Raw genomic sequence first — 20,360 nt, forward strand, 5'->3', positions numbered from 1 at the left:
TTTCTATTTATGTCCTGCACTCTCGAGTTAATCCCGCGATTCTCGGGGCGGGGTGCTGTTTCGGCGCTTCACGTTCTTCTGATTGATTAACCGGGGACGTGAAATCATCATCCAGTGAGGAAGCCGAAATAATGTATCCTTGGTATCCGTCGGTACTATAGGTGCAAAAGGTGTCATATATGGGATGCCAAACGAACGCAGGCTGCACATATGCAGGATGAGGGCAATGCCTCCGACGATAATCCCGAACAATCCGAATGAAGCGGCCAGTCCCATCAAGGGGAAGCGCAGTATACGAAAAGCGATGGACATATTATAGGCAGGAAGGACGAAGCTTGAAATCGCGGTGATGGATACGACAATAACCATCACCGCTGATACGATCCCGGCTTCGACAGCCGCTTGTCCGATCACAAGCGTGCCTACGATAGAGACGGCCGCTCCGATATACTTGGGCATTCGGACGCCGGCTTCCCGCAGTATTTCAAAAGTGAATTCCATCATGACCGCTTCGATAAAGGCGGGAAAAGGTACGGCTTCCCTTTGTGCCGCCAGACCGATCAGCAGCGGGGTTGGGAGCATCTCCTGATGAAACGTAGTAATGGCCACATACAAGGACGGCCCGAGCAGGGAAATAAAGAGCCCGATGTAACGCAGAACCCGGATTAAGCTGCTGATGTCGGCACGCTGATAATAATCCTCAGCAGCATGCAGGAAGGAAACAAATAGTGCAGGTACGATAAGGACATAGGGAGTCCCATCCACCAAGATGGCAATCTTTCCTTCTAAAAGCTCGGCTGCGATGACGTCCGGACGTTCGGAGTGGTACACTGTCGGAAAAGGGGTAAATGTCTCGTCCTGGATTAACTCCTCGATATACCCGCTTTCGAGAATGCTATCTACATCAATACGATTCAGCCGCTCATGCACTTCTGCGACCAACTTATCGTTCGCGATGCTTTTGATGTACATGACAGCGACATCCGTCTTGGTCACGCGGCCGATTTGTTTCGTCTCCAACCACAGATTCGGATCTTTAATTTTACGCCGGAGCAAGGCCGTATTCGTGCGCAGTGTTTCCGAAAATCCTTCCCGCGGCCCGCGAACGACATTTTCTGAGGCAGGCTCGGTAACCCCTCTATCCTTCCATCCCCTTGCGCTGGCTACGATTCCCTGTGTCTGCCCGTCAATTAAAATGACAGCATCTCCAGACAACAGAGCGTTATATAGGTTTTTAAAGTCGGTAATATCATGGATGTCACCGATGGTCAGGGCGTGATCTTTCAAAATTTGCATGATATTAGAGGAGGTTTGAATCCTGTCTTCTACGTCCCCGGAAAGGCTGTTATCCAGCATCATTGACTCCATGATGAAGTCGGAGACTATATTTTTATCCGCCAAACCGTCGGTATAGAGAATTGCGATGATTTGGTCACCATCCTTGCCGATGCGAACTTCTCTGATGATGATGTCGGTGCTGTTACCTACGGTTTGTCTGATCCGCTGAAGATTCTGTTCAAGATTTGCACTGAGCGCTTCCCCTGAATGTACAGATTTACTCTCGCTGTGCTGAACCAGCGGCTTTTTAAATTTGTTAAGGGGGCTTCTTTTCCGAAAACGCATGAACGTTCTCCCTCTCTTTTGAGGATACTTTTAATCCAGTATAGACACAGGTGCCTCCTGATAAACTTCTTGCTGGAATTTTGAGAGGAAAGAGGAAGGAGTATGAAAAAGACCTCCTTCACAAGAGTGAAAGAGGTTTTAGACATCTATAACCATTACAATTTAGGATTTTTCCCATATTGATTGTCGCCAGGGTGACTGTCTAAGCATTCGAATACAAGCAGAACAATGCTACCGAAAGGGACCAGAGCGATCAAAATCCACCAACCGCTTTTGCCCGTGTCGTGAAGTCTGCGGACAAGAACTGCCAGAGACGGTAACAAAACAGCCAAGCTATAGATTAGTGTCAATACAAAAGGTAGTCCCAAGAGGAAATCCATCAAGTATAATACCAAGCAAGCTATCGCATTGAACAGAGCAAACATCCAGTATTCAGTACGTCTTGCTCTGCCTTGAAATCCTATATAGTTTTGCAGCACTTTTAAATACCATTGCATATATTTTCACCTCCTAATGAAGTTTCGCAATACATTTATTATCGTTAATAATTAAATAAATAATTTATAAAAATATAAAATTACATATTGAATTTCCCATACCCATTGCATAATATAAAGGTACGGTTAACCGCCAGGTTTGAATCGTCCCTCTTAACAGAAGGGAGTATTTCTCTATAATTTGAAAGCGCTTTAATTATTATTGGGAGGTGATATCGACAATGAATTAAATTGTTAAAGAGGCTAATAAAAATATAAGCCTGACCGCCTTACTTTATAGAGCCTTAATTTATCAGGTATATTCAAAAATGAGGGGAGACTAGTTTATGAAAAAATTATTCTTTCGCAAGGTAACGGCAGCTTCTTTGGCAGGTGCGCTGCTGTTGCCCGCCTCTTTTGCGGGCGCCGAACAAACGCTCAATCCGGATGCAGATGCAGTTCAAGCTGCGGGGCAGATTATCCTAATGGATCAAAGCCAGGAGAACATTACAATTCAAAGCAAAAAGACTGTTTCTTTCAAGGAAACTTCCGTACATGATCCATCCATTCTGAAAGTGAAGGATACATTTTATATTTTTGGTTCCCATCTTGCGGCTGCCAAGTCCAAGGAGCTCATGAATTGGGATACGATTGCCACAGGAGTGGCGAATGGTAATGTATTGATTCCCAACGTCAAAGAGGAATTAAAAGAAGCGCTGGATTGGGCGCAGACAGACACGCTGTGGGCAGCGGATGTTATTCAACTGGCCGATGGCAAGTTTTATATGTACTATAACGCCTGCAAGGGGGATTCTCCGCGTTCAGCCATGGGTGTAGCAGTTGCCGACAAAATTGAAGGGCCTTATAAGAATAAAGGCATTTTCCTGAAATCCGGCATGTGGGGTCAACCGGGTGCGGATGGCACGATCTATGATGCTACCAAGCATCCGAATGTTGTGGACCCGGATACTTTTTATGATAAGAACGGCAAGCTGTGGATGGTATATGGCTCTTACTCGGGAGGCATCTTCATTCTGAAGATGGATGAAAAAACAGGGAAACCGCTGTCCGGCCAAGGATACGGGAAAAAGCTGACAGGCGGTAACCATGCCCGTATGGAAGGGCCGTACATACAGTACAGTCCGGAAACGGATTATTACTACTTATTCCTGTCTTATGGCGGCTTATCGGCAGATGGCGGCTACAACCTTCGTGTGGCCCGATCCAAAACCCCGGATGGTCCATACTACGATGCCGAAGGCAACGACATGATCAAGGTTAAGGCGAATCCAGACAAGCCTCTTTTTGATGACGCTTCTATTGAACCGTATGGAGTCAAGCTGATAGGCAATTACCTGATTCCAAGAGAAATTGGCGATCCGGGTACAGGACTGGGTACAGGGTATGTTTCACCCGGACATAACTCCGCTTATTACGATCCCAAGACGAAAAAGCATTTTTTGATTTTCCACTCCCGTTTCCCGGGTAGAGGCGAGCAGTTTGAAGTGAGAGTACATGAAATATTCATGAACGCTGACGGTTGGCCCGTAATTGCCCCTTATCGTTATTCGGGGGATGAGGATTCCCTGAAAAAGCTGTCGGAGAAGGATGTCCTCGGTCAATACTCGTATGTCAATCACGGGAAAGAAATCTCGGCCAATATTAAGCAAGCTGTGACCGTTAGTTTGGAAAGCGGTGGGAGGTTGTCTGGGGGAGCGAATGGTACATGGAAGCTTTGCACAGGCAATCAACTGGAGATTACAGCGGATGGTACGAAGTACAAAGGTGTATTCCTGCGCCACCGTGACCCAGACACAGGCAAGAAGACGCTTGCTTTCACTGCTCTATCCTCCAAGGGTGTTGCGATCTGGGGGACGTTAAAGACTGAGCTGAAGGCCAACAAAATTGTGGCTGCTGTGCAGAAGGATCTGAATCTGGGTGATTTGAGCAATGTTTTATATCATTTGACGCTGCCTACTCAGGCCGCACAGGATACCACTATTTCGTGGGAGTCCTCTCGCCCTGAGAACATTTCCGTGACAGGTGCAGTGTACCGTCCCAAAGCGGGCTCTCAGCCTGTAGCAGTCACATTGACAGCGACTATTAAGAAGGACAAGGCAATAGCGAAGAAAAACTTTGCAGCCATTGTTCCCGCACAGGCTCAAGGTTCACAGCTTGCGCGCTATTCATGGAGCGAAGATCAAGGGACACGGGTCGTGGACAGCACCTATAACCATTTTGACGGCAACATATATGGTGGTGCGGCATGGGATAAAGACGGAAAGATTGGCGGCGCCCTTGTGCTGGACGGCAAGGATGGCTACGTGCAGCTGCCGGCTACGGTAACAGATGCGGAGGATTTTACCTTTTCCGCTTGGGTAAACTGGAAGGGCGGCGGAGCTTGGCAGCGGATTTTTGACTTCGGCAATGGCCTGGCCCGCCATTTGTTCTTGACCCCTTCTCAAGGAAGCGGTGTACTCCAGTTTACAATTCATGAGGGAACGGATCAAAGCCTGCTTTCCAAAGCACCATTGCCTGCAAACCAGTGGACGCATGTGGCGGTTACATTGGAGGGAAATACCGGGAAGCTGTATGTAAATGGTGAGGAAGTAGCTGTTAATGACAGCATTACCTTTAATCCAAAAGAGCTGCTGACGAGCGAAGCTTATCTCGGCAAAAGCCGCTTTGCTGCCGATGCGTACTTTAACGGCAGTCTGGATGAGGTGCAAATCTATAATAAAGCGCTAACAGCAGAGGAAATTAAAGAACTGTCTAAGCAGTAATTCGGAAATATGAATATGAGCTGATTACATGCAGGAGAGGGGAATTTTTTTTAAGATGCCCGTCTCCTGCGAATATGCGTTGCATTTTTATTTTTTGTGCACTGGTATAATATGAAACAATGGAGGATATAATGTTTTAGGTAGGCGCTGATGTTTGATTTTCAAAGGTTGACTTTCGTCTCATGATTATGGCTAAAAACTCCATAGAGAATAAGAGCACTCTGCATAATTTTAATTTCACCAGTGCTTGCGTTTTCAATACACTTATGGTAATATGAGTATATTGAATTATGACCTGTGATTTCACATATTGTAGAGGGTTATTGTTTAGGTTGAAATAACCTTGTGCAATATGTGAATTTTTATTTGTAAAAAAATAAAGGTCATATAAATATATTTTGGAGGTAATTCCATGCAAACAGGTACAGTTAAATGGTTTAACGCAGAAAAAGGTTTCGGCTTCATCGAAGTTGAAGGTGGAAGCGATGTATTCGTACACTTCTCCGCAATCCAAGGCGATGGTTTCAAAACTTTGGACGAAGGCCAACGCGTAGAATTCAACGTAGTTGAAGGAAACCGTGGACCACAAGCTGAGAACGTTGTAAAACTGTAATTTTACATTACAGTCTACTTCAGATGCCCCGAACATAGTGTTTGGGGCATCTGTTTTTATCTGTTTGCAAGGCCGTTTTTGAACTGATTACATCTTATCGCTTTATAAATCATGAAGAAAGAGGGATGTTATATGTACAATTCACGGAAAAAACCAATGGATGAGATTCCTGAGGAAATTACAGCTGTCTGGAATTGCGCCAGTGATACATGCAACGGATGGATGCGAGATAACTTCGCTTTTTCAGTCGAGCCGACCTGCCCCATTTGCGGTTCTGTCATGGTGAAGGGCGAGAAAAAGCTGACTGTATTAAATAATACGAGCTTTAATCATACCAAGCATTCCTAAACGGATATATGTTTGTTGTAAAAGATGCCCCAAGGCCGCTAACGGCGCTGAGGCGTCTTTTTTGTTTTATAGAGAACACACCGTCTATTGTTGCCTTTACATATGAATGGTCAGCTTTTTAATAATGGCTTGGAGAAGTTGGAGATAGTATGCTCAGTAAGGTGGAATTAAATCCGGGTAGCGCTTCGCAAAATACACCGTGGCCACTTCGTTCGAAAGGAATCAGCTTTGATCTGACTGACAGGGTTGGCAAACAGCAGTTCCCCAAATGAAGTTACGAGTTGCGGGCGATCTGTATAGGCTTGTTTGATGTACACGAACCATAAGCCTGTCCCTTGCTGCTGTGAAAGCAGAGGACAGGCTTATGGTTTTCCCGATCCGTACAGGGAAGCCGGACGGAAATTTATTCACATGGAGTGGCAATGTCTAATTAACAAATGATACTTAATAAAGCAGTTTATCTTTGGAATGCAACTTCTTTAGCGTGATCCTTGGCCGCATCTTCTTTAGCATGATCTTTGAATGCATCTTCTTTAGCATGATGCTTGGCTGCATCCGCTTTAGCATGATCCTTGAATTCATCCGCTTTATCCCATTCTACCGGTGACTTGGACGGTTTAACGCCGTTCACTATATCTGTTACCCTTTGTTCCAGATTAGAGACACGGTGGTTATATTTGGCGTCTGTAATCTTGCCGTTTTGTTTTTCCTCAGACAGTTTTGCTTTTATATCAGAAACCATCACATCAATAACAGAATTCACGCTCACGCCTTGTGCTTCAGCAATTGCTGCGAGTGTTTTACCTGATTTCAACTGTGCCTTCAACTCGCTAGAGGATAATTTCAATACTTCCAGAAGAGCTTTGTGCTCAGCAAAATTTCCCCCTCTGATGACATGCCAGTTAGCGTCGCCATGGTTACCTTTATGTGCCTGGATTTTATCTACAATTGGAGCCTTCTCAGGTGTAAATGAGGCAGCATGGGCTGCGCCAGTTGAGTATAGTGCTCCACCTCCTAAAAATGCCAATGCCATCGTTCCTGCCAAAATCGCTTTCTTAGTGTTCTTCATCTCATTTTCCACCTTTCGGTTATGGTTTGTTTGGTACGAATACATCATAAGATATCAACATGAATACTAACTTAGCGTAAGCTGAGCATTTGCTGAATGAAATTTGGATAATATGACTAGAAGTTTAAAATATACTTGTATTATGTGTATTAAGTGATATAATACACTACAGGCATGAAAGATTCAGCCGATTTAGGGGGAAACACCCATGGAAGAGCAACGGGTTGGCTCGTTTCGGTTTTTAATTGACTTTAGCCAGCCATTATATGAACAAGTATTGAATCAGGTACGAAGCTCCATCGCCAAAGGGGAGATTGAAATGGGGAGCAAAATGCCGTCTGTTCGTGATCTGGCACAGGAATTGCGCATGAATCCGAATACTGTGATGCGGGCATATCAGGAGTTGGAGCGGGACGGACTGACAGAGAAGCGGCGCGGCCTGGGCACCTATGTCACATCGTCCAGTGAGCGGATTAACAGCTTCCGGGAGCAGCTGGCTAGGACGTATATCGATCAGTTCCTCGGGCAGATGAGCAGTCTGGGACTATCCTGGGAGGATGTACAGCAGTATATAAGCAGCAAGCAGAGCGGGAATGATGAGAAAGGAGGCGGCGAAAGGGCATGATGGAATCTATTGTGGTTGCCAGTCATCTAACGAAGCAATATGACAGTAAAAAAGCGCTGGATCAATTGGATGTCGTCATTCCGGCGGGACGCATCGTAGGAGTGCTTGGACCCAATGGCTGCGGGAAGTCAAGCTTCTTTCGGGCGATAACAGGATTGATTCAGCCGGACGGGGGCGAGCTTCATGTGTTGGGGCAAAAGCCCGGCTGGGAAGCCAACCGCGGCATATCCTATCTTCCTGATCGGGCCCGTTGGTATCCCAATCATACGGTTCAGCAGACGTTGGAGTGGGGGCAGTCCTTTTTGCCTGGCTTCAATATGAAGGATGCGCATAAACTTGCTGATCATATGGACGTCGAGCTAGGACTTAAAATGACTGGGCTGAGTCGCGGACAGGAGGCACGTGTGCTGCTGATTTTGTGTCTGGCGCGTGAGGTTCCGCTCATGATTCTGGATGAACCGTTCACGGGTATTGATGTCCTCTCTAGAGAGGCAATTGTAGCCGGGATTATTAATTATTTGGAGGGTCGGCAGCAGTCTATACTCATTAGCACGCATGATATTCAGGAAGTAGAAGGCTTGTTTGAATACACGGTCATGATGGACCGCGGACGGGTCATATGGTCTGGTGATTCGGATGATTTGCGTGCAGAGCATGGCTCGCTGAATCAGGTGTTCCGCAATTTGTACAAAAAGGAGTGGAAGGCGTGAATTCATCAGGGCTGTTCAAAGATTTGATACGCCATGAATTTCGAAATAAAGGAAGCTGGAGAAAGCAGAGCCGCAATCGACTGCCTGGATCGTGGAGACTTGTGTATTTCTTGCTGTTTCTCATTGCGGCATTCGTTATTTCCTTGTACTTTGCACTTCACAACCAGCTCGAATTGACAAGGCTATGGTACGTTACCCTGGGCTTGCCGTATATGATCATTTTCATGGGGGTGGGCAGTCTGAGAAGAGAATGGGAAAATGACACCTATGGATGGTGGCTGACCCTTCCCTATCCGCGAATGTGGCTGATCAGCGCCAAATGGATTGCTGCCATTTTACAAACCATGGTCTTGATATTGTTGCTGTTCGTGACGGGTTCTTTGTTCGCGCTGTTCATCTCATCGACCATAGAGCCTTATACGTTTGCAGATGCAGCGTCCTTTATCATAGCTGGATTGAACTGGTTTGTGATGATTATCGCCTTCGCTCCGTTTGTGATTGCGCTTGGTTTACTGACGGCCAGTACCCGATACAGTACCTTGCGTCCGATTAGTCCGATGCTGTGGGCCCTTTTGATGGGTGGCGGGAGTGTCTTTTACTGGTCAGGTGATCAGCGGATTTATGAGCAGTTTAATCATGTTCAGACGGGACAATGGTTTCCTTTTACCTGGCACTTCCCGGTTGCAGTGTTGATCAGTTGGATTGCTGCCTATGTCTTAATTCGCTTGAACGCTTATTTGCTGGAGAAAAAACTGTCGATTTAACATAGAACAAATGACGATCTATACTAGAAAGGAATTTCACCATGACGACGATATCCATATATGTATTAGTAGCGGTTCTAGTAGGGCTGATGATCTGGCTGAGAACCAAAAGACGAGGAGGTCCGGTTAAAGGAAACGGCATCCGGATTCTGCTGCCCTTGTTTATCGTCTTCCCGGTTATGATGATATCCGTATATCAGTTGATGCATATCCCCGGCCAGACGCATGCGATTCCTGCCTTCTGGGAGCTGCTGGTCGCCGGGCTGTTGGGAGCACTGTTTGGATATATCATTTTGCTGCATACGGCATATGAAAGACGGGGTGATGGCCTTATTTATCCCAAGCCGAACAAATATTTTAAATACATTATTATCGCCATTATTTTGATTCGCGCCGTTCTGACCCAGTATCTCACCAGTTTAGGTACGAGTGAAATCAGCATGCTGGCAATTACGATGGCGCTGGTATATATCTCAATCTGGCGGATTGGAAGCTTCATCAAATTTCGGAGAACGCTGCTGGTATAGATGATATAACGAGGTACAGAAGCGGGTTTCCTGTTCAAGCATTCGCTGCTTGGTGAGGGGACCCGCTTTTGTGAGTTAGTTTCTTTAGTACATTTTATGGATAATAAAATGTTTAAAGTTTATGGCTGCAGAGGGCAAGTATCTTTCATTCATCCATGCCAAGCCGATGGTGCGATGACTTTCAAGTGCCTTCAAACGGATTTGGGCAACCTTATTGGTATCTAGGCCATTCAAGTCAGGTAGCAACGACACGCCCAGACCCGAACCAGCAAGCCCTGCTACAGTGGCGACCTCCTCGCCTCCAAATGTAATGTCGGGGTCACAGGGCACTTCTCTTTTAGGAAAGCGAATGTGCCTTTTTTGCTGCGGGTTTTAACACGTTTGCAATCCTATGCTGCACACAGCCTTTACTCGCTGAATTCACCAAAGAATTCAATATTTCACCGGCTACTGCAAGTCTGGCACTCTCAGGCACCACCATGTCCCTTGCCGTAAGTATGTTGTTTTTCAGCTCTTTATCCGAGAAATGGGGAAGGAAAAACGTCATATTTATTTCCATGCTAACAGCGTCTTTACTCTCCATCTAACGGTGCCGCTATTATGTTTTTCTTGCTGTTGGCTTTGCTATGTACTACACTTCTGATGAAACGGGTTAAAACACAAGGCTACATTCCCGTTGATACGAAAAGGAGACTGAATGCTCAAAGCCCTGAATCCCATGTGTCTTTTATTTAAAAAAGAAGGGAATTGCGGTTTCAAAAGATTAAAATAGGGTTTAAAAATAAAATAGGTGCGAAAAAGTTGCTTATTATGGTAAAGTATAACTGTAATAGTTACATAAACAAAAATTTTTCATTTTACAAGATGAGAGGGGCTTACATTCATGAAAAAACATACGGTTACCGCTGCACTCGCTGGCTTGCTCGTGCTGTCTTCTGCTGTACCGGCCTTGGCAGCCGAGGTGAAACCTGCTACGGGTATCCAGGTCTGGGTGGATGGCAAAAAGGAAGCTTACAAGATTGCTCCTATCGTGGAAAACCAGCAGGTTCTGATTCCTTTGAGGCAACTGGCCTCCAGCCTGGGGATTCCGCTGGATTCCAAGCATATTACGTTCAATACGGCGCGTCAAAGTACGACTATTCGTTATGACCAGGCGACGGTTGTACTGGTGTCCGGCAATCCGGAAGCACAAATCAACGGGATCAAGGTACCTCTGTCCACCTCTCCCATTTTGACCAAACAGGGAGTAACCTATGTTCCTGTCGATGTCATTAAAGAAGCGTGGGGCAAGCAAGTGAAATGGGACCCGGCCAGCCAAACGGTGCAAATCGGGGTGACCAATAAGGAGAAGGTCGTTGAAATCCTGAAAAGCTTTGAAACCGGAGATACGAAAGCGGCGGAGACCTGGATCAGCAAAGATCAGTACATTCAGCACAATCTGAGCTTTGCCAGCGGCAGAGATGCCTTACTGCAAGGCATCAGCCAATTGAAGCAGGCTGGTACAAAGGTTGAAATCCATCGTGTGCTTCAGGATGGGAATTTTGTAGCTGTTCATTATAAAACGACAATTGCAGGCAAATCAAGCATTGTCTTTGATATTTTCCGTTTCGATAACAATGGTAAAATCGTTGAGCATTGGGATAATATTCAGGACTCGGCCCCAGCTAATCCAAGCGGACGTACAATGATTGATGGAGCAACACAAATTACAGATCGCAACCAAACCGAGACGAACAAAGCGTTAATCCGTAAGTTTGTGGATGATATCCTGGTTGGCAAGAACCGCGCTGCACTGGAAAGCTACTATAACGGCGATCATTACATCCAGCATAATCCTTTTTTTGGTGACGGTGTATCCAAGCTGAAGCAAGCATTCTCCGCAGCGGGAAGCCAGGGAGCTTCCTTTGGGTATGATCAGGTCCATATGGTCATTGGAGAAGGAAACTTCGTGCTAGTTGTGAGTGAAATTAAATCCCCACAGGGAACCTCAGCTGCTGTCTATGATATGTGGCGTGTGGAAAACGGCAAAGTAGCAGAGCATTGGGATGTAGGTCAGAACGTTCCGCCTCAAGCAGAGTGGAAAAATACGAACGGGAAGTTTTAAAAAATAAGGATCGTTGAAGGATTTAATTGAGGATTTGTTAGGCTAACGGAGAGTATAACCCAAAGAACTTCCCGCCCGCATTCCGGGGCTATGGAAGTTCTTTTTTTGTCGGGAGAAGGGGAAATGGCAGGATGATGCTCTTGTAACGATGATTACCTACCTCTTCTGCTGATCTTAAGGGATAAATACTGTGCCTGCCGATTCTCTTTGGACAAGCGTAACATACAAGCGTTCATGCTCCACGTCCTCACCTGCGATGATTTTAAGAACCTGCTCGGCAGCCACAGCGCCCCATTTGGTCTTGGAATAATTAATGCTCGTCAGCCGGGGCTGAATATATTGTGCCAGCTCGATATTATCAAAGCCAACGATATGAATATCCTTACCGATAATAAGTTCCGACTCAGCCATTCGATTGTAAAAGCCTACGGCCATTTCATCATTGAGACAAAATACGGCTATAGGTCCCGAATCCGGGCTAACATGCTGCCGCAAGATGGTCTCGGCCGCATGCTCGCCGCCTGATTTCTCGAAATTGCCATGAATCTCGATCAATTCGGCGGTGCCGCTGCGTTCAACGGTCTGCTTGACCGCCTGCATCCGCTGCCATGAGTCGTATGAGCCGTCTGGTCCGGTGACCACATACAGCTTACGGTGTCCCAATTCCAGCAGATGCTCTATCGCGAGTGCGGCACCCGCTTTGTTATCCAGCAGTACCTGATTAATATGGGGATGATTCAGCTCACGGTCTAATACGACAATTTTATGTCCCCGCTCGGCGTAGCTCAGCAGTTCCTCACTATCAAACGTCTGATCCAGCACGATGGCCCCGTCGATCATGCGTTCCGGCAGCATCCGGTGAGATTGCTTGCCGCTGCATACGATGAGATCATATTCTTTACGATTCAAAATTTCCTTGATGCCATACAGTAAATCTCCATAAACGTCCCCGCGGAAATCAGTCAGGAAAACGCCAATAATTTTGGTTTCTCTTTTCTTGAGATTACGTGCCGCGGCATTCGGCACATAGTCAAGCTCTTTGGCAATGGCCAGAATACGTGCACAAGTCTCCTCCGTGACCTTATCGCTGCCGTTCAAAGCATAAGAAACGGTCGATATGGAAACGCCCGCCTGTTTGGCAATGTCTTTAATACTGACCACATCGTCACCTCCTCTTCGTCCGTTTATATAGCTAGATTACTCAGTATTTTCGGATATGGGCATGCACGTATTGCAGCCCGACCTCACGTCCGAAGTTGGCCGCATGCTCTGCGCGCTTGAAGTGCGTGCTGACTCCGCCGTCGTACTGCGCAGGGCGGTTCATTAGACGCACGCCATCCGGGTAGAGGAGCTGCATGTAGCGGTTAAAGTCCTTGGTGGATACTTTCCGCCATCCGCTGCAGGCCCCGGGCAAGCTTGTCGGCTTTGCCGACCATACCTGCCAGGGCCTGCTCCAAGGCAGCAGCAAAGTTGCAGACCGCCTGATAGGTGAGTACGACAGTCCAGCTGCTTGCCATATATTGCTTCAGCTGAGCGTTAGCCGGCTGAAGCGTATCGTCCCAATCGCCGTCGCCGTAGGCCGACAGATACGTGTCATGGAGGAAATTCGCCCGAATATATTCGATTTCCTTCCTGGTATGCTCCATAAGGGTTGCGGTCTCCTTGGTAAAATCGAAAGAATGCCAATGGGTGTAGGGTACATTTTCTCCCAGAATACTGTAATCCAGGGTTGCGGTCAAATAATCGCCAAGTACCTTGAGCGGCCAGACGATAATATCGCCATGGCTTTCTTCCTGCTGCATGTGCGTATAGTCGTCGAACATGAACCATTGCGGCCAGCTTCCGCTATCCTCGTACTGGTGGCTGAATATAGTCAGCAGAATGGAACGGACTTCATCATATTGCACCGCCATATTGCTTAGACCATGAGGCATGGAATTGAACGAGCATATTGTGGGTGTACCACCAAGACAATGCGTTCACACGGAACAGCTCGCTGCAGTTTTTCGAGAACTATACAATTTCAGGGATTAAGTAGGGGCATAGAACATATTCTTAGGGTAAAAAACCAACCTGGGATGTGTATATATGAAGGATAGTTCGCGGTTATCCGGCTCCTTAGAGCGGCCTAACTTTCTTATACTCCTTGTGGATCAGGAGCGTTATCCTGTCGTTTATGAAGACCCGGAGATCAAACAATGGAGCAGACTAAACCTGGTTACACAAGGACTCTTGAGATCTCATGGACTGGAGTTTCACAGACATTATATAGGAAGCGCTGCATGCAGCCCCAGCAGGACTACCCTGTTTACCGGTCATTATCCGTCCCTCCACGGAGTCACTCAGACGGACGGAGTGGCCAAGGGGCCATTCGACTCCGACATGTTCTGGTTGGATAGAAACTCGGTGCCTACTATGGGGGATTATTTTCGCGCAGCCGGATACCAAACTTATTATCAAGGAAAATGGCATATATCCGATGAGGATATAATCATTCCGGGTACGCACAAAGCTCTCCCAAGCTATCATCCGCTGACGGGTGTCCCCGACAGAAAACGGGAAAATTTATATGAGCAAGCCGACCGCCTGGATAACTTCGGCTTTTCCAGATGGATCGGTCCGGAGCCGCACGGGCGAAATCCGCGAAACTCCGGTTCCTCTGCCGGTTTTGGTTTAAGCGGGAGAGACGAGGTATATGCTGCGGATACCGCCCAGCTTATCGAGGTCCTTGACCGTCAACAGGAGTATGATAACGATGCCAAGCCTTGGTTGGTCGTAGCTTCATTTGTGAACCCGCATGACATTGTTTTATACGGTGCGATTACTGCACAATTACCTATGTTTCGATTCGAGGTGGAGCCGATGCCGGCAGTCGCTCCTCCTCCGACAATCAACGAATGGCTGGGTACCAAGCCACGCTGTCAGGCAAGCTATCGGGATATTTACCCTAAAGCGGTACAGCCTATTTTGGATCAGCCTTTTTACCGCAAGCTATACTACCAATTGCAAAAAAATGCGGATCGCCAAATGTTTAAAATATTTGAAGCGCTGACCCGTTCTTCTTTTTACGATAATACCATTGTGATTTTTACATCCGATCACGGAGAGTTGCTAGGCGCTCACGGCAATCTCCATCAAAAATTTTATTGTGCCTATGAAGAGATGGTGCAGGTGCCGTTGGTCATCCATAACAGGCACCTGTTTCCTCAGTATCAAAGCGAGCATGTGCTAACCAACCATGTGGATCTTCTGCCTACCATGCTTGGACTGGCGAACGTTGACAGCACTGCGATCTACAGCCGCCTGCAAAACAGCTTTAGTGAAGCTCGTCCGCTGGTGGGACGTGACCTTACACCTGTTATCCGAGGACAGAACCAAGGTGAAATAGCTGAGCAGCCGGTATATTTTATGACTGATGACGATATTACCCGAGGCCAACGGCAGATCAATATACTGGGAGAGCCATATCCGTCTGTTATTCAGCCCAATCATATCGAGATGGTCATTGCGACCCTGCAAACAGGGGGTGTGAAGGAGTTGTGGAAGTTTACCCGTTATTTTGACAGCCAAGCCCACCCTCAAGGTCTAAATCCATAACATAGCTTTCGACTTCAGTTGTAGCAAAGCCGTGTGTTGTTGGAAATAGGCGAGTAGTTCCTCTGATTTTTGTCAGATAAGAGGTCGAGCATCGTTTCCCCTTTCAGATCATGAATACCTGTATTGTAGGAATATCCTTTTTTTCTAATTCTTTTTTTTCTTGCTTTTAACCAAATAAAATAGAATAGTATCAAAATTGCACTAATCATTAATGACTGAAACTATTAATTGGTGTGAAATATGTAATGATAAATGGAATTAATACTAATAAAACTAAGATCACTGTATTACCTTTCATAATATAATTCTCCTTTATCTAAAAAAGTATAGGTTCAGCTTTATTGTTTAATTTATCCCTTAGCATTAATCCTATCATAGTAGCAAATAGATCAGAATCTTCATTTTTCACAAGAGCATAGCCGTCATAATTATTCGCACATTTCTCCAATTCGAAGTTATGATTCTGCTTATCTTCATCATTTAAATTTAATGCTCCTAAATCAAGATTAGAATTAATACTTAAAATGAAATAAGTACTTAGTAAATTTTCGTAATTATTTTTGATAAAATAATTGAAGAATAATCCGAAAGCTACAGTTCTGTCTGAACAAAATAATGAGAAGGCCGAAGATGAAGAGACTGGCAGAGTATGGACTGAGCAAGAACTTAATACCTATCTGGATTCGTCTAAAGACGGAGCAAAGATGGCGGGGACCAAGGTCAATATCGTAGTCTGATCCAGGCTATCCTGTTCCTGTCAGGTTGATACTGCTGTACAGGTGGAGGGTGCTTCAAGGGAACGTTATGGTTCGTAGAAGCACCCTCCGCTTAGTACTATGGAAAAAGACTGGGTGGAAAATGAAAATGTAACCAATTCCTTAGCAATGATTATTATTGATAATAAAAATATTAAGTATTTAATAATAATATTGACCATTATAATTATGGTGTGTTATATTAACATCGTAATAAAACGGCTTGTTCGTCTTGGAGGTACAACGGAATTTATTTTCGCATTCAGAGAGGATGGTTTAGATGGCAGCAGCTGTAAAAGCAAAAATGATTGTAGACAAATCTTTTCGTATTGCTGAAGTCGATAAACGCATTTATGGTTCTTTTGTAGAGCATCTCGGACGTGCGGTATATGGCGGTATTTATGAGCCCTCTCATTCATCCAGTGATGAAGGGGGTTTCCGTAATGATGTGAAAGAATTGGTAAGACAGCTTGATGTTCCAATTATTCGCTATCCGGGAGGTAATTTTGTATCCGGTTACAAATGGGAGGATGGTGTCGGTCCTGTCGCGTCCAGACCTAGACAGCTGGAGCTGGCGTGGAGAACGGTCGAGCCCAATGAAGTAGGTACGAATGAATTTTTCAAATGGGCCAAGGATGTTGGTTCCGAAGTGATGATGGCGATAAATCTGGGTACGCGTGGAATTGATGCGGCACGTAATCTAGTTGAATATTGCAACCATCCAGGCGGCTCCTATTGGAGTGATCTGCGTCGCAGTCACGGGATAGAGCGACCGCACAAGATCAAAACGTGGTGTCTTGGCAACGAAATGGACGGTCCTTGGCAGATCGGACATAAGACAGCGGAAGAGTATGGCCGTCTGGCTGTAGAGTCTGCCAAAGCCATGAGGCTGATTGATCCTGACATTGAGCTTGTATCCTGTGGCAGCTCCAGTTCGACGATGCCTACGTTCCCGGAATGGGAAGCGACAACGCTGGATCATACCTATGAGGTGGCTGACTATATTTCCCTGCACCAATATTATGGCAACCACGACAATGATACGGCCAATTATCTGGCGCGCTCCATGGATATGGACCATTTTATTCATACGGTCATCTCGACCTGTGACTATATTAAAGCGAAGAAGCGCAGCAAGAAAAAAATGATGCTCAGCTTTGATGAATGGAATGTGTGGTACCATTCCAACGATGCGGACAAAAAAATCGATCCATGGACTGTGGCACCGCCGCAGCTTGAAGATATCTACAACTTCGAGGATGCGCTGTTGGTGGGCAGCATGCTGATTACGTTCCTGCGTCACGCAGATCGTGTAAAAATGGCTTGTCTCGCCCAACTGGTCAATGTTATTGCTCCAATCATGACCGAAAATAATGGCAAAGCGTGGAAGCAAACGATTTTCTATCCGTACCTGCATGCATCCCGTTATGGCCGTGGAATATCGTTAATGCCTGTAGTGGACTCGGAAAAATACGATGCCAGGGATTTTACAGACATCCCTTATCTGGATAGCGCTGTGGTATATGATGAAGAGGGAGACGCGCTGACCATTTTTGCGGTTAACCGTCACTTGTCCGAGTCACTGGAGCTTACGGTAGATGTGCGAAGCTTCGAAGGCTACCGCATTGTGGAGCATACCGTGCTGGAGCATGATGATCTGAAAGCGACGAACAGCCCAGCAGAAGAAAAGGTTGCACCTCATAATGGCGGCAATGCCAAGCTTGATGATGGAATTGTAAAAGCTCACCTGAGTAAGGCATCGTGGAACGTCATTCGTCTTGCCAAATCTCATTAATTCTCTTCAAAATGAATAGGTAGGCCTCCGTGCCAGCTTCAAATAAGCTTGCGTCCTCTCTTGTCATGGCATACAAGAGTAGAATTGCGGGCTTTTTATATTAAAAATGAGCCATTTGTGGCGGAGCGCCATTTGTACATGGCGTTAGACTATGAGAGCGGCTGGAGCAAAGAGGAGCGTACATTGACAGAAATGATTGACCATTTTAAACCTCTGGCAGAGTCGGCAGTAGTCGATTTTGACTGTGACCGAAAAGGTAATTATTTTTGCACATCGCAGAGCCTCGGGGGTATGTCCTGAAAATACGATGGCTGCGTTCCGCCACGCTCTGGAGCTGTGAGCAACAGGCATTGAAACGGATGTGCAGCGTACCAAGGATGGGCATCTGGTGCTGATTCACGATGAATCGTTGAAGTGTACAGCAGGCTCCCCGCTTGATGTAAGGGATATTACACTGGAGGAACTGAATAGCTGGATGCGGGCGCCTGGTTTGATGAGAAATTCCAAGGCAGCAGGTGCCGCTGCTGGAGCTGGTACAATTCTCGGATACGGTGATTAATCTCGAATTAAAAAATAGCATCTATCGCTACCCTGGTATGGAGGAAGAGGTCATTGCTGTGTAAAGCGTTTCGGACTGGAAGAGCGGGTGATCCTATCCAGCTTCAATCATGATTCGCTGGCGCTCTGTGCGCAAATCGCGCCCGAGATCAGGACTGGCGTGCTGTATATTGAGGTTATGGTGCGTCCATCGGAGTACATCCCAATTTGGGGCCACAGCGCTTCATGCCTGCAAGTATACTGTTACACCGGAGGCCGTATCCGAGGCTTTGACGTAGGTGTGGTCTACCAACCGTGGACTTGTGAATGAGCCGGAGGAAATGAAGCGTTTGCTGGAGGCCGGGATGAGCGGCATGATAACAGACGATCCTGATCGGCTGGTGCACATTTTATCTGCCCGTTCGTCCTGATCCGTCTTGGTCGTAAGCAAACTGAACTGAAGTGAAAAGACTATCCAGCACGCTCCCGTATTTACGAGGCAAAAGGAGAGTCTTTTTTTGACAGTGAACCTGATCTTTTCCTACTTGATGCCAAGCCGCATACGGTAGCTGAACAGGGTATCCCGCGTTTTGCCCTGAAAGTGATCCTCTACCTGTTTCACAAAGCGGGCCACATCGTCATCCAGTGTTCGATTGCCGAGCTTGAAGACACTCTGGATGCCGCCTTGGCTTAGAGCAAGCCCTATATAGCCGGCGGCGTCACACTGTTCATGGTTGTGAAAGACAATTTCCCGGGTGTAGCGAAATTGTCCGCTGCGCTGCAGATTAGCCAAATGCTGATCTTTGCTCCATTTGTGGGCTTGTTGCTCTACAGGGGTTACCTGCTCTAAAATGGTATCCGCTTTGGCAATTAGCTCAGTATAAGTCTGCTCTATCTGCCATTGCAGCACCGGAGGCCAGTCACAGTCAAAGGCTGCGAACACGCCGCCCTGAGCCAAGACTCTGCCTGCTTCAAGAAGCGTGCTCTCGGGTTCCATCCAGTGAAAGGATTGAGAGCAGGTGATGACATCTACAGTTCCATCCTCAAAAGGCAGGCTGTTGGAGAACCCGCTTTGGAAGGAGATGGCTCCTGCCGTGGTCGTTCCTGCTGCTTTCAGCTTGTGCTCAGCCTTTTCTCTCATGTCCGGGTTAGGCTCGATGCCGACGATCCGCCGAGCTGCATCTTTCCAGATGAAAGTCGAAAGCCCTGTACCGCAGCCAATATCGGCTACAAGATCTACATTTCGTTCCAGGTAGCGGCTAATGATTTCCACGACGAGTGACGGTGCTTCCGGGCGAAACTGATCGTAGTTGTCGGCAAAACCGCTAAAACGGTCAACGTTGCTTTGCAGATTTCCTTTAGGTATCATAAGAGCTTTTTCCTCCTTGGCTTCGACCGGGTGGCCGAGCAAATTCCAATGCTGCTGTACTCTTACATTGTACTGTTTTATATGTTTATCTATCTACTGTTGTGATTGTACAGCAACCATCGGATTTCGAAGGGGGGGTTCATGTATTATCGTGGAGCAAGCGCCTCGCGTATCATGGAGTCCAGCATAGGGCGCAAATCTTCATGCTGCATGCCCATGTGGAGTACGGCTTCCAGATATCCGGCTTTATCGTCAATATTATAACGAGTACCTTCCAGTTCCAGAGCGAGCAACTGGTTCTGCAATGCTACCTGATGCAGAGCGTCTGTCAGCTGATATTCGCCACCCGCCCCGGTGGACATATTTCCCAATATGGAGAAAATGGAAGGCTCCAATACATACCGGCCGATGACGGCCTGCCGTGATGGGGCATCTGCCGGGGAAGGCTTTTCGACAAGTCCGCCGACTTCGTGAATCAGGCCATTCTGGCGGGAGGACTCAATAATGCCGTATTTGCTCACATCCTGTTCTTCCACTGTGCGCACGCCAACTACTTGCTTGGCGGTCGCCTCGTAAACATTCATCATTTGACGAATGGCAGGAGTGGAGGAATTCATATAGCCGGTTTGTCTACGATGGGCAGCATCTCTTTGGGTAAAGCTTTT

The 20,360-nt window shown here is 46.6% G+C and carries 19 protein-coding genes and 3 pseudogenes; 14 read left to right on the forward strand and 8 right to left on the reverse strand.

Annotation, left to right across the window (positions count from 1 at the left end; all coding sequences use genetic code 11):
- Positions 1 to 27: 27 nt before the first annotated feature.
- Both JO375_RS14090 and JO375_RS14095 read right to left on the reverse strand, forming a co-directional pair.
- A complete protein-coding gene (locus tag JO375_RS14090; protein ID WP_229525060.1) occupies positions 28 to 1,623 on the reverse strand; it encodes a spore germination protein in 1,596 nt (531 codons plus the stop codon).
- A gap of 155 nt (positions 1,624 to 1,778) precedes the next feature.
- The gene (locus tag JO375_RS14095; RefSeq protein ID WP_229525061.1) at positions 1,779 to 2,120 is read right to left on the reverse strand and encodes a DUF805 domain-containing protein; all 342 of its coding nucleotides are present in this window, start codon (positions 2,118 to 2,120) and stop codon (positions 1,779 to 1,781) included.
- 326 nt (positions 2,121 to 2,446) lie between these two features.
- Between JO375_RS14095 and JO375_RS14100 the strand changes: the two genes are divergently transcribed.
- From JO375_RS14100 to JO375_RS14110, 3 genes are all read left to right on the forward strand, one after another.
- Entirely contained in the window at positions 2,447 to 4,882 is a 2,436-nt protein-coding gene (locus JO375_RS14100) for a LamG-like jellyroll fold domain-containing protein (RefSeq protein ID WP_229525062.1), read from the forward strand.
- A 412-nt stretch (positions 4,883 to 5,294) separates the two neighbouring features.
- A complete protein-coding gene (locus JO375_RS14105; protein WP_229525063.1) occupies positions 5,295 to 5,495 on the forward strand; it encodes a cold-shock protein in 201 nt (66 codons plus the stop codon).
- 132 nt (positions 5,496 to 5,627) lie between these two features.
- Complete coding sequence (locus tag JO375_RS14110; RefSeq protein WP_229525064.1) at positions 5,628 to 5,843, forward strand: cold-shock protein; 216 nt, start codon at positions 5,628 to 5,630, stop codon at positions 5,841 to 5,843.
- A 457-nt stretch (positions 5,844 to 6,300) separates the two neighbouring features.
- Here the strand turns inward: JO375_RS14110 and JO375_RS14115 are convergent, their stop codons facing one another.
- Positions 6,301 to 6,912, reverse strand: coding sequence for a hypothetical protein (locus JO375_RS14115; protein WP_229525065.1), 612 nt, complete (start codon positions 6,910 to 6,912; stop codon positions 6,301 to 6,303).
- 208 nt (positions 6,913 to 7,120) lie between these two features.
- Here JO375_RS14115 and JO375_RS14120 point away from each other — a divergent pair, with 208 nt between their 5' ends.
- The 4 genes from JO375_RS14120 to JO375_RS14135 are packed head-to-tail and all read left to right on the forward strand — an operon-like array spanning position 7,121 to position 9,538.
- Positions 7,121 to 7,537 carry a GntR family transcriptional regulator gene (locus tag JO375_RS14120; RefSeq protein ID WP_152380176.1) on the forward strand — a complete coding sequence of 139 codons (417 nt, stop codon included), beginning with the start codon at positions 7,121 to 7,123 and terminating at the stop codon, positions 7,535 to 7,537.
- Positions 7,534 to 8,247: an ABC transporter ATP-binding protein gene (locus tag JO375_RS14125; RefSeq protein ID WP_229525066.1), complete on the forward strand. Its 714-nt coding sequence runs from the start codon at positions 7,534 to 7,536 to the stop codon at positions 8,245 to 8,247. Before JO375_RS14120 ends, JO375_RS14125 begins: the two co-directional genes overlap by 4 nt.
- The gene (locus JO375_RS14130; protein ID WP_229525067.1) at positions 8,244 to 9,011 is read left to right on the forward strand and encodes an ABC-2 transporter permease; all 768 of its coding nucleotides are present in this window, start codon (positions 8,244 to 8,246) and stop codon (positions 9,009 to 9,011) included. The genes JO375_RS14125 and JO375_RS14130 overlap by 4 nt, the downstream gene beginning before the upstream one ends.
- A 41-nt stretch (positions 9,012 to 9,052) precedes the next feature.
- Positions 9,053 to 9,538, forward strand: coding sequence for a CcdC protein domain-containing protein (locus JO375_RS14135; protein ID WP_229525068.1), 486 nt, complete (start codon positions 9,053 to 9,055; stop codon positions 9,536 to 9,538).
- An 84-nt stretch (positions 9,539 to 9,622) separates the two neighbouring features.
- Here the strand turns inward: JO375_RS14135 and JO375_RS14140 are convergent, their stop codons facing one another.
- The gene (locus JO375_RS14140) at positions 9,623 to 9,868 is read right to left on the reverse strand and encodes a LysR substrate-binding domain-containing protein (protein WP_229525069.1); all 246 of its coding nucleotides are present in this window, start codon (positions 9,866 to 9,868) and stop codon (positions 9,623 to 9,625) included.
- Positions 9,869 to 9,891: 23 nt separating this feature from the next.
- Here JO375_RS14140 and JO375_RS14145 point away from each other — a divergent pair.
- Both JO375_RS14145 and JO375_RS14150 read left to right on the forward strand, forming a co-directional pair.
- Positions 9,892 to 10,122 (forward strand): annotated as a pseudogene (locus JO375_RS14145) (MFS transporter); the annotation flags it as partial.
- Positions 10,123 to 10,421: 299 nt separating this feature from the next.
- Positions 10,422 to 11,642, forward strand: coding sequence for a stalk domain-containing protein (locus JO375_RS14150; RefSeq protein ID WP_229525070.1), 1,221 nt, complete (start codon positions 10,422 to 10,424; stop codon positions 11,640 to 11,642).
- A 174-nt stretch (positions 11,643 to 11,816) separates the two neighbouring features.
- On the opposite strand, the gene JO375_RS14155 is transcribed toward JO375_RS14150, so the two are convergent.
- A complete protein-coding gene (locus JO375_RS14155; protein ID WP_229525071.1) occupies positions 11,817 to 12,803 on the reverse strand; it encodes a LacI family DNA-binding transcriptional regulator in 987 nt (328 codons plus the stop codon).
- Positions 12,804 to 12,852: 49 nt separating this feature from the next.
- Positions 12,853 to 13,640 (reverse strand): annotated as a pseudogene (locus JO375_RS14160) (GH36-type glycosyl hydrolase domain-containing protein); the annotation flags it as partial.
- Positions 13,641 to 13,730: 90 nt separating this feature from the next.
- Between JO375_RS14160 and JO375_RS14165 the strand changes: the two are divergent.
- The 5 genes and pseudogenes from JO375_RS14165 to JO375_RS25055 all read left to right on the forward strand — a co-directional run bounded on the left by JO375_RS14165 (position 13,731) and on the right by JO375_RS25055 (position 18,757).
- Positions 13,731 to 15,239 carry a sulfatase-like hydrolase/transferase gene (locus JO375_RS14165; RefSeq protein ID WP_229525072.1) on the forward strand — a complete coding sequence of 503 codons (1,509 nt, stop codon included), beginning with the start codon at positions 13,731 to 13,733 and terminating at the stop codon, positions 15,237 to 15,239.
- A gap of 572 nt (positions 15,240 to 15,811) precedes the next feature.
- The gene (locus JO375_RS14170) at positions 15,812 to 15,976 is read left to right on the forward strand and encodes a hypothetical protein (protein WP_229525073.1); all 165 of its coding nucleotides are present in this window, start codon (positions 15,812 to 15,814) and stop codon (positions 15,974 to 15,976) included.
- 298 nt (positions 15,977 to 16,274) lie between these two features.
- Positions 16,275 to 17,789, forward strand: a complete 1,515-nt coding sequence (gene arfA / locus JO375_RS14175) for an arabinosylfuranosidase ArfA (protein ID WP_229525074.1) — start codon at positions 16,275 to 16,277, stop codon at positions 17,787 to 17,789.
- A gap of 138 nt (positions 17,790 to 17,927) precedes the next feature.
- On the forward strand, positions 17,928 to 18,089 hold the full coding sequence (locus JO375_RS14180) for a hypothetical protein (RefSeq protein WP_229525103.1): 162 nt from the start codon (positions 17,928 to 17,930) through the stop codon (positions 18,087 to 18,089).
- Positions 18,028 to 18,757: pseudogene (locus tag JO375_RS25055) on the forward strand (glycerophosphodiester phosphodiesterase). Before JO375_RS14180 ends, JO375_RS25055 begins: the two are co-directional and overlap by 62 nt.
- A 110-nt stretch (positions 18,758 to 18,867) precedes the next feature.
- Here JO375_RS25055 and JO375_RS14190 read toward each other — a convergent pair.
- Together JO375_RS14190 and JO375_RS14195 are read right to left on the reverse strand one after the other, a co-directional pair.
- Entirely contained in the window at positions 18,868 to 19,695 is an 828-nt protein-coding gene (locus JO375_RS14190) for a class I SAM-dependent methyltransferase (RefSeq protein WP_229525075.1), read from the reverse strand.
- 146 nt (positions 19,696 to 19,841) lie between these two features.
- Complete coding sequence (locus JO375_RS14195; protein ID WP_229525076.1) at positions 19,842 to 20,312, reverse strand: sugar phosphate nucleotidyltransferase; 471 nt, start codon at positions 20,310 to 20,312, stop codon at positions 19,842 to 19,844.
- Between the last annotated feature and the right edge of the window lie 48 nt (positions 20,313 to 20,360).

The sequence above is a fragment of the Paenibacillus farraposensis genome (assembly GCF_020736845.1).
Classification (GTDB): Bacteria; Bacillota; Bacilli; order Paenibacillales; family Paenibacillaceae; genus Paenibacillus; species Paenibacillus farraposensis.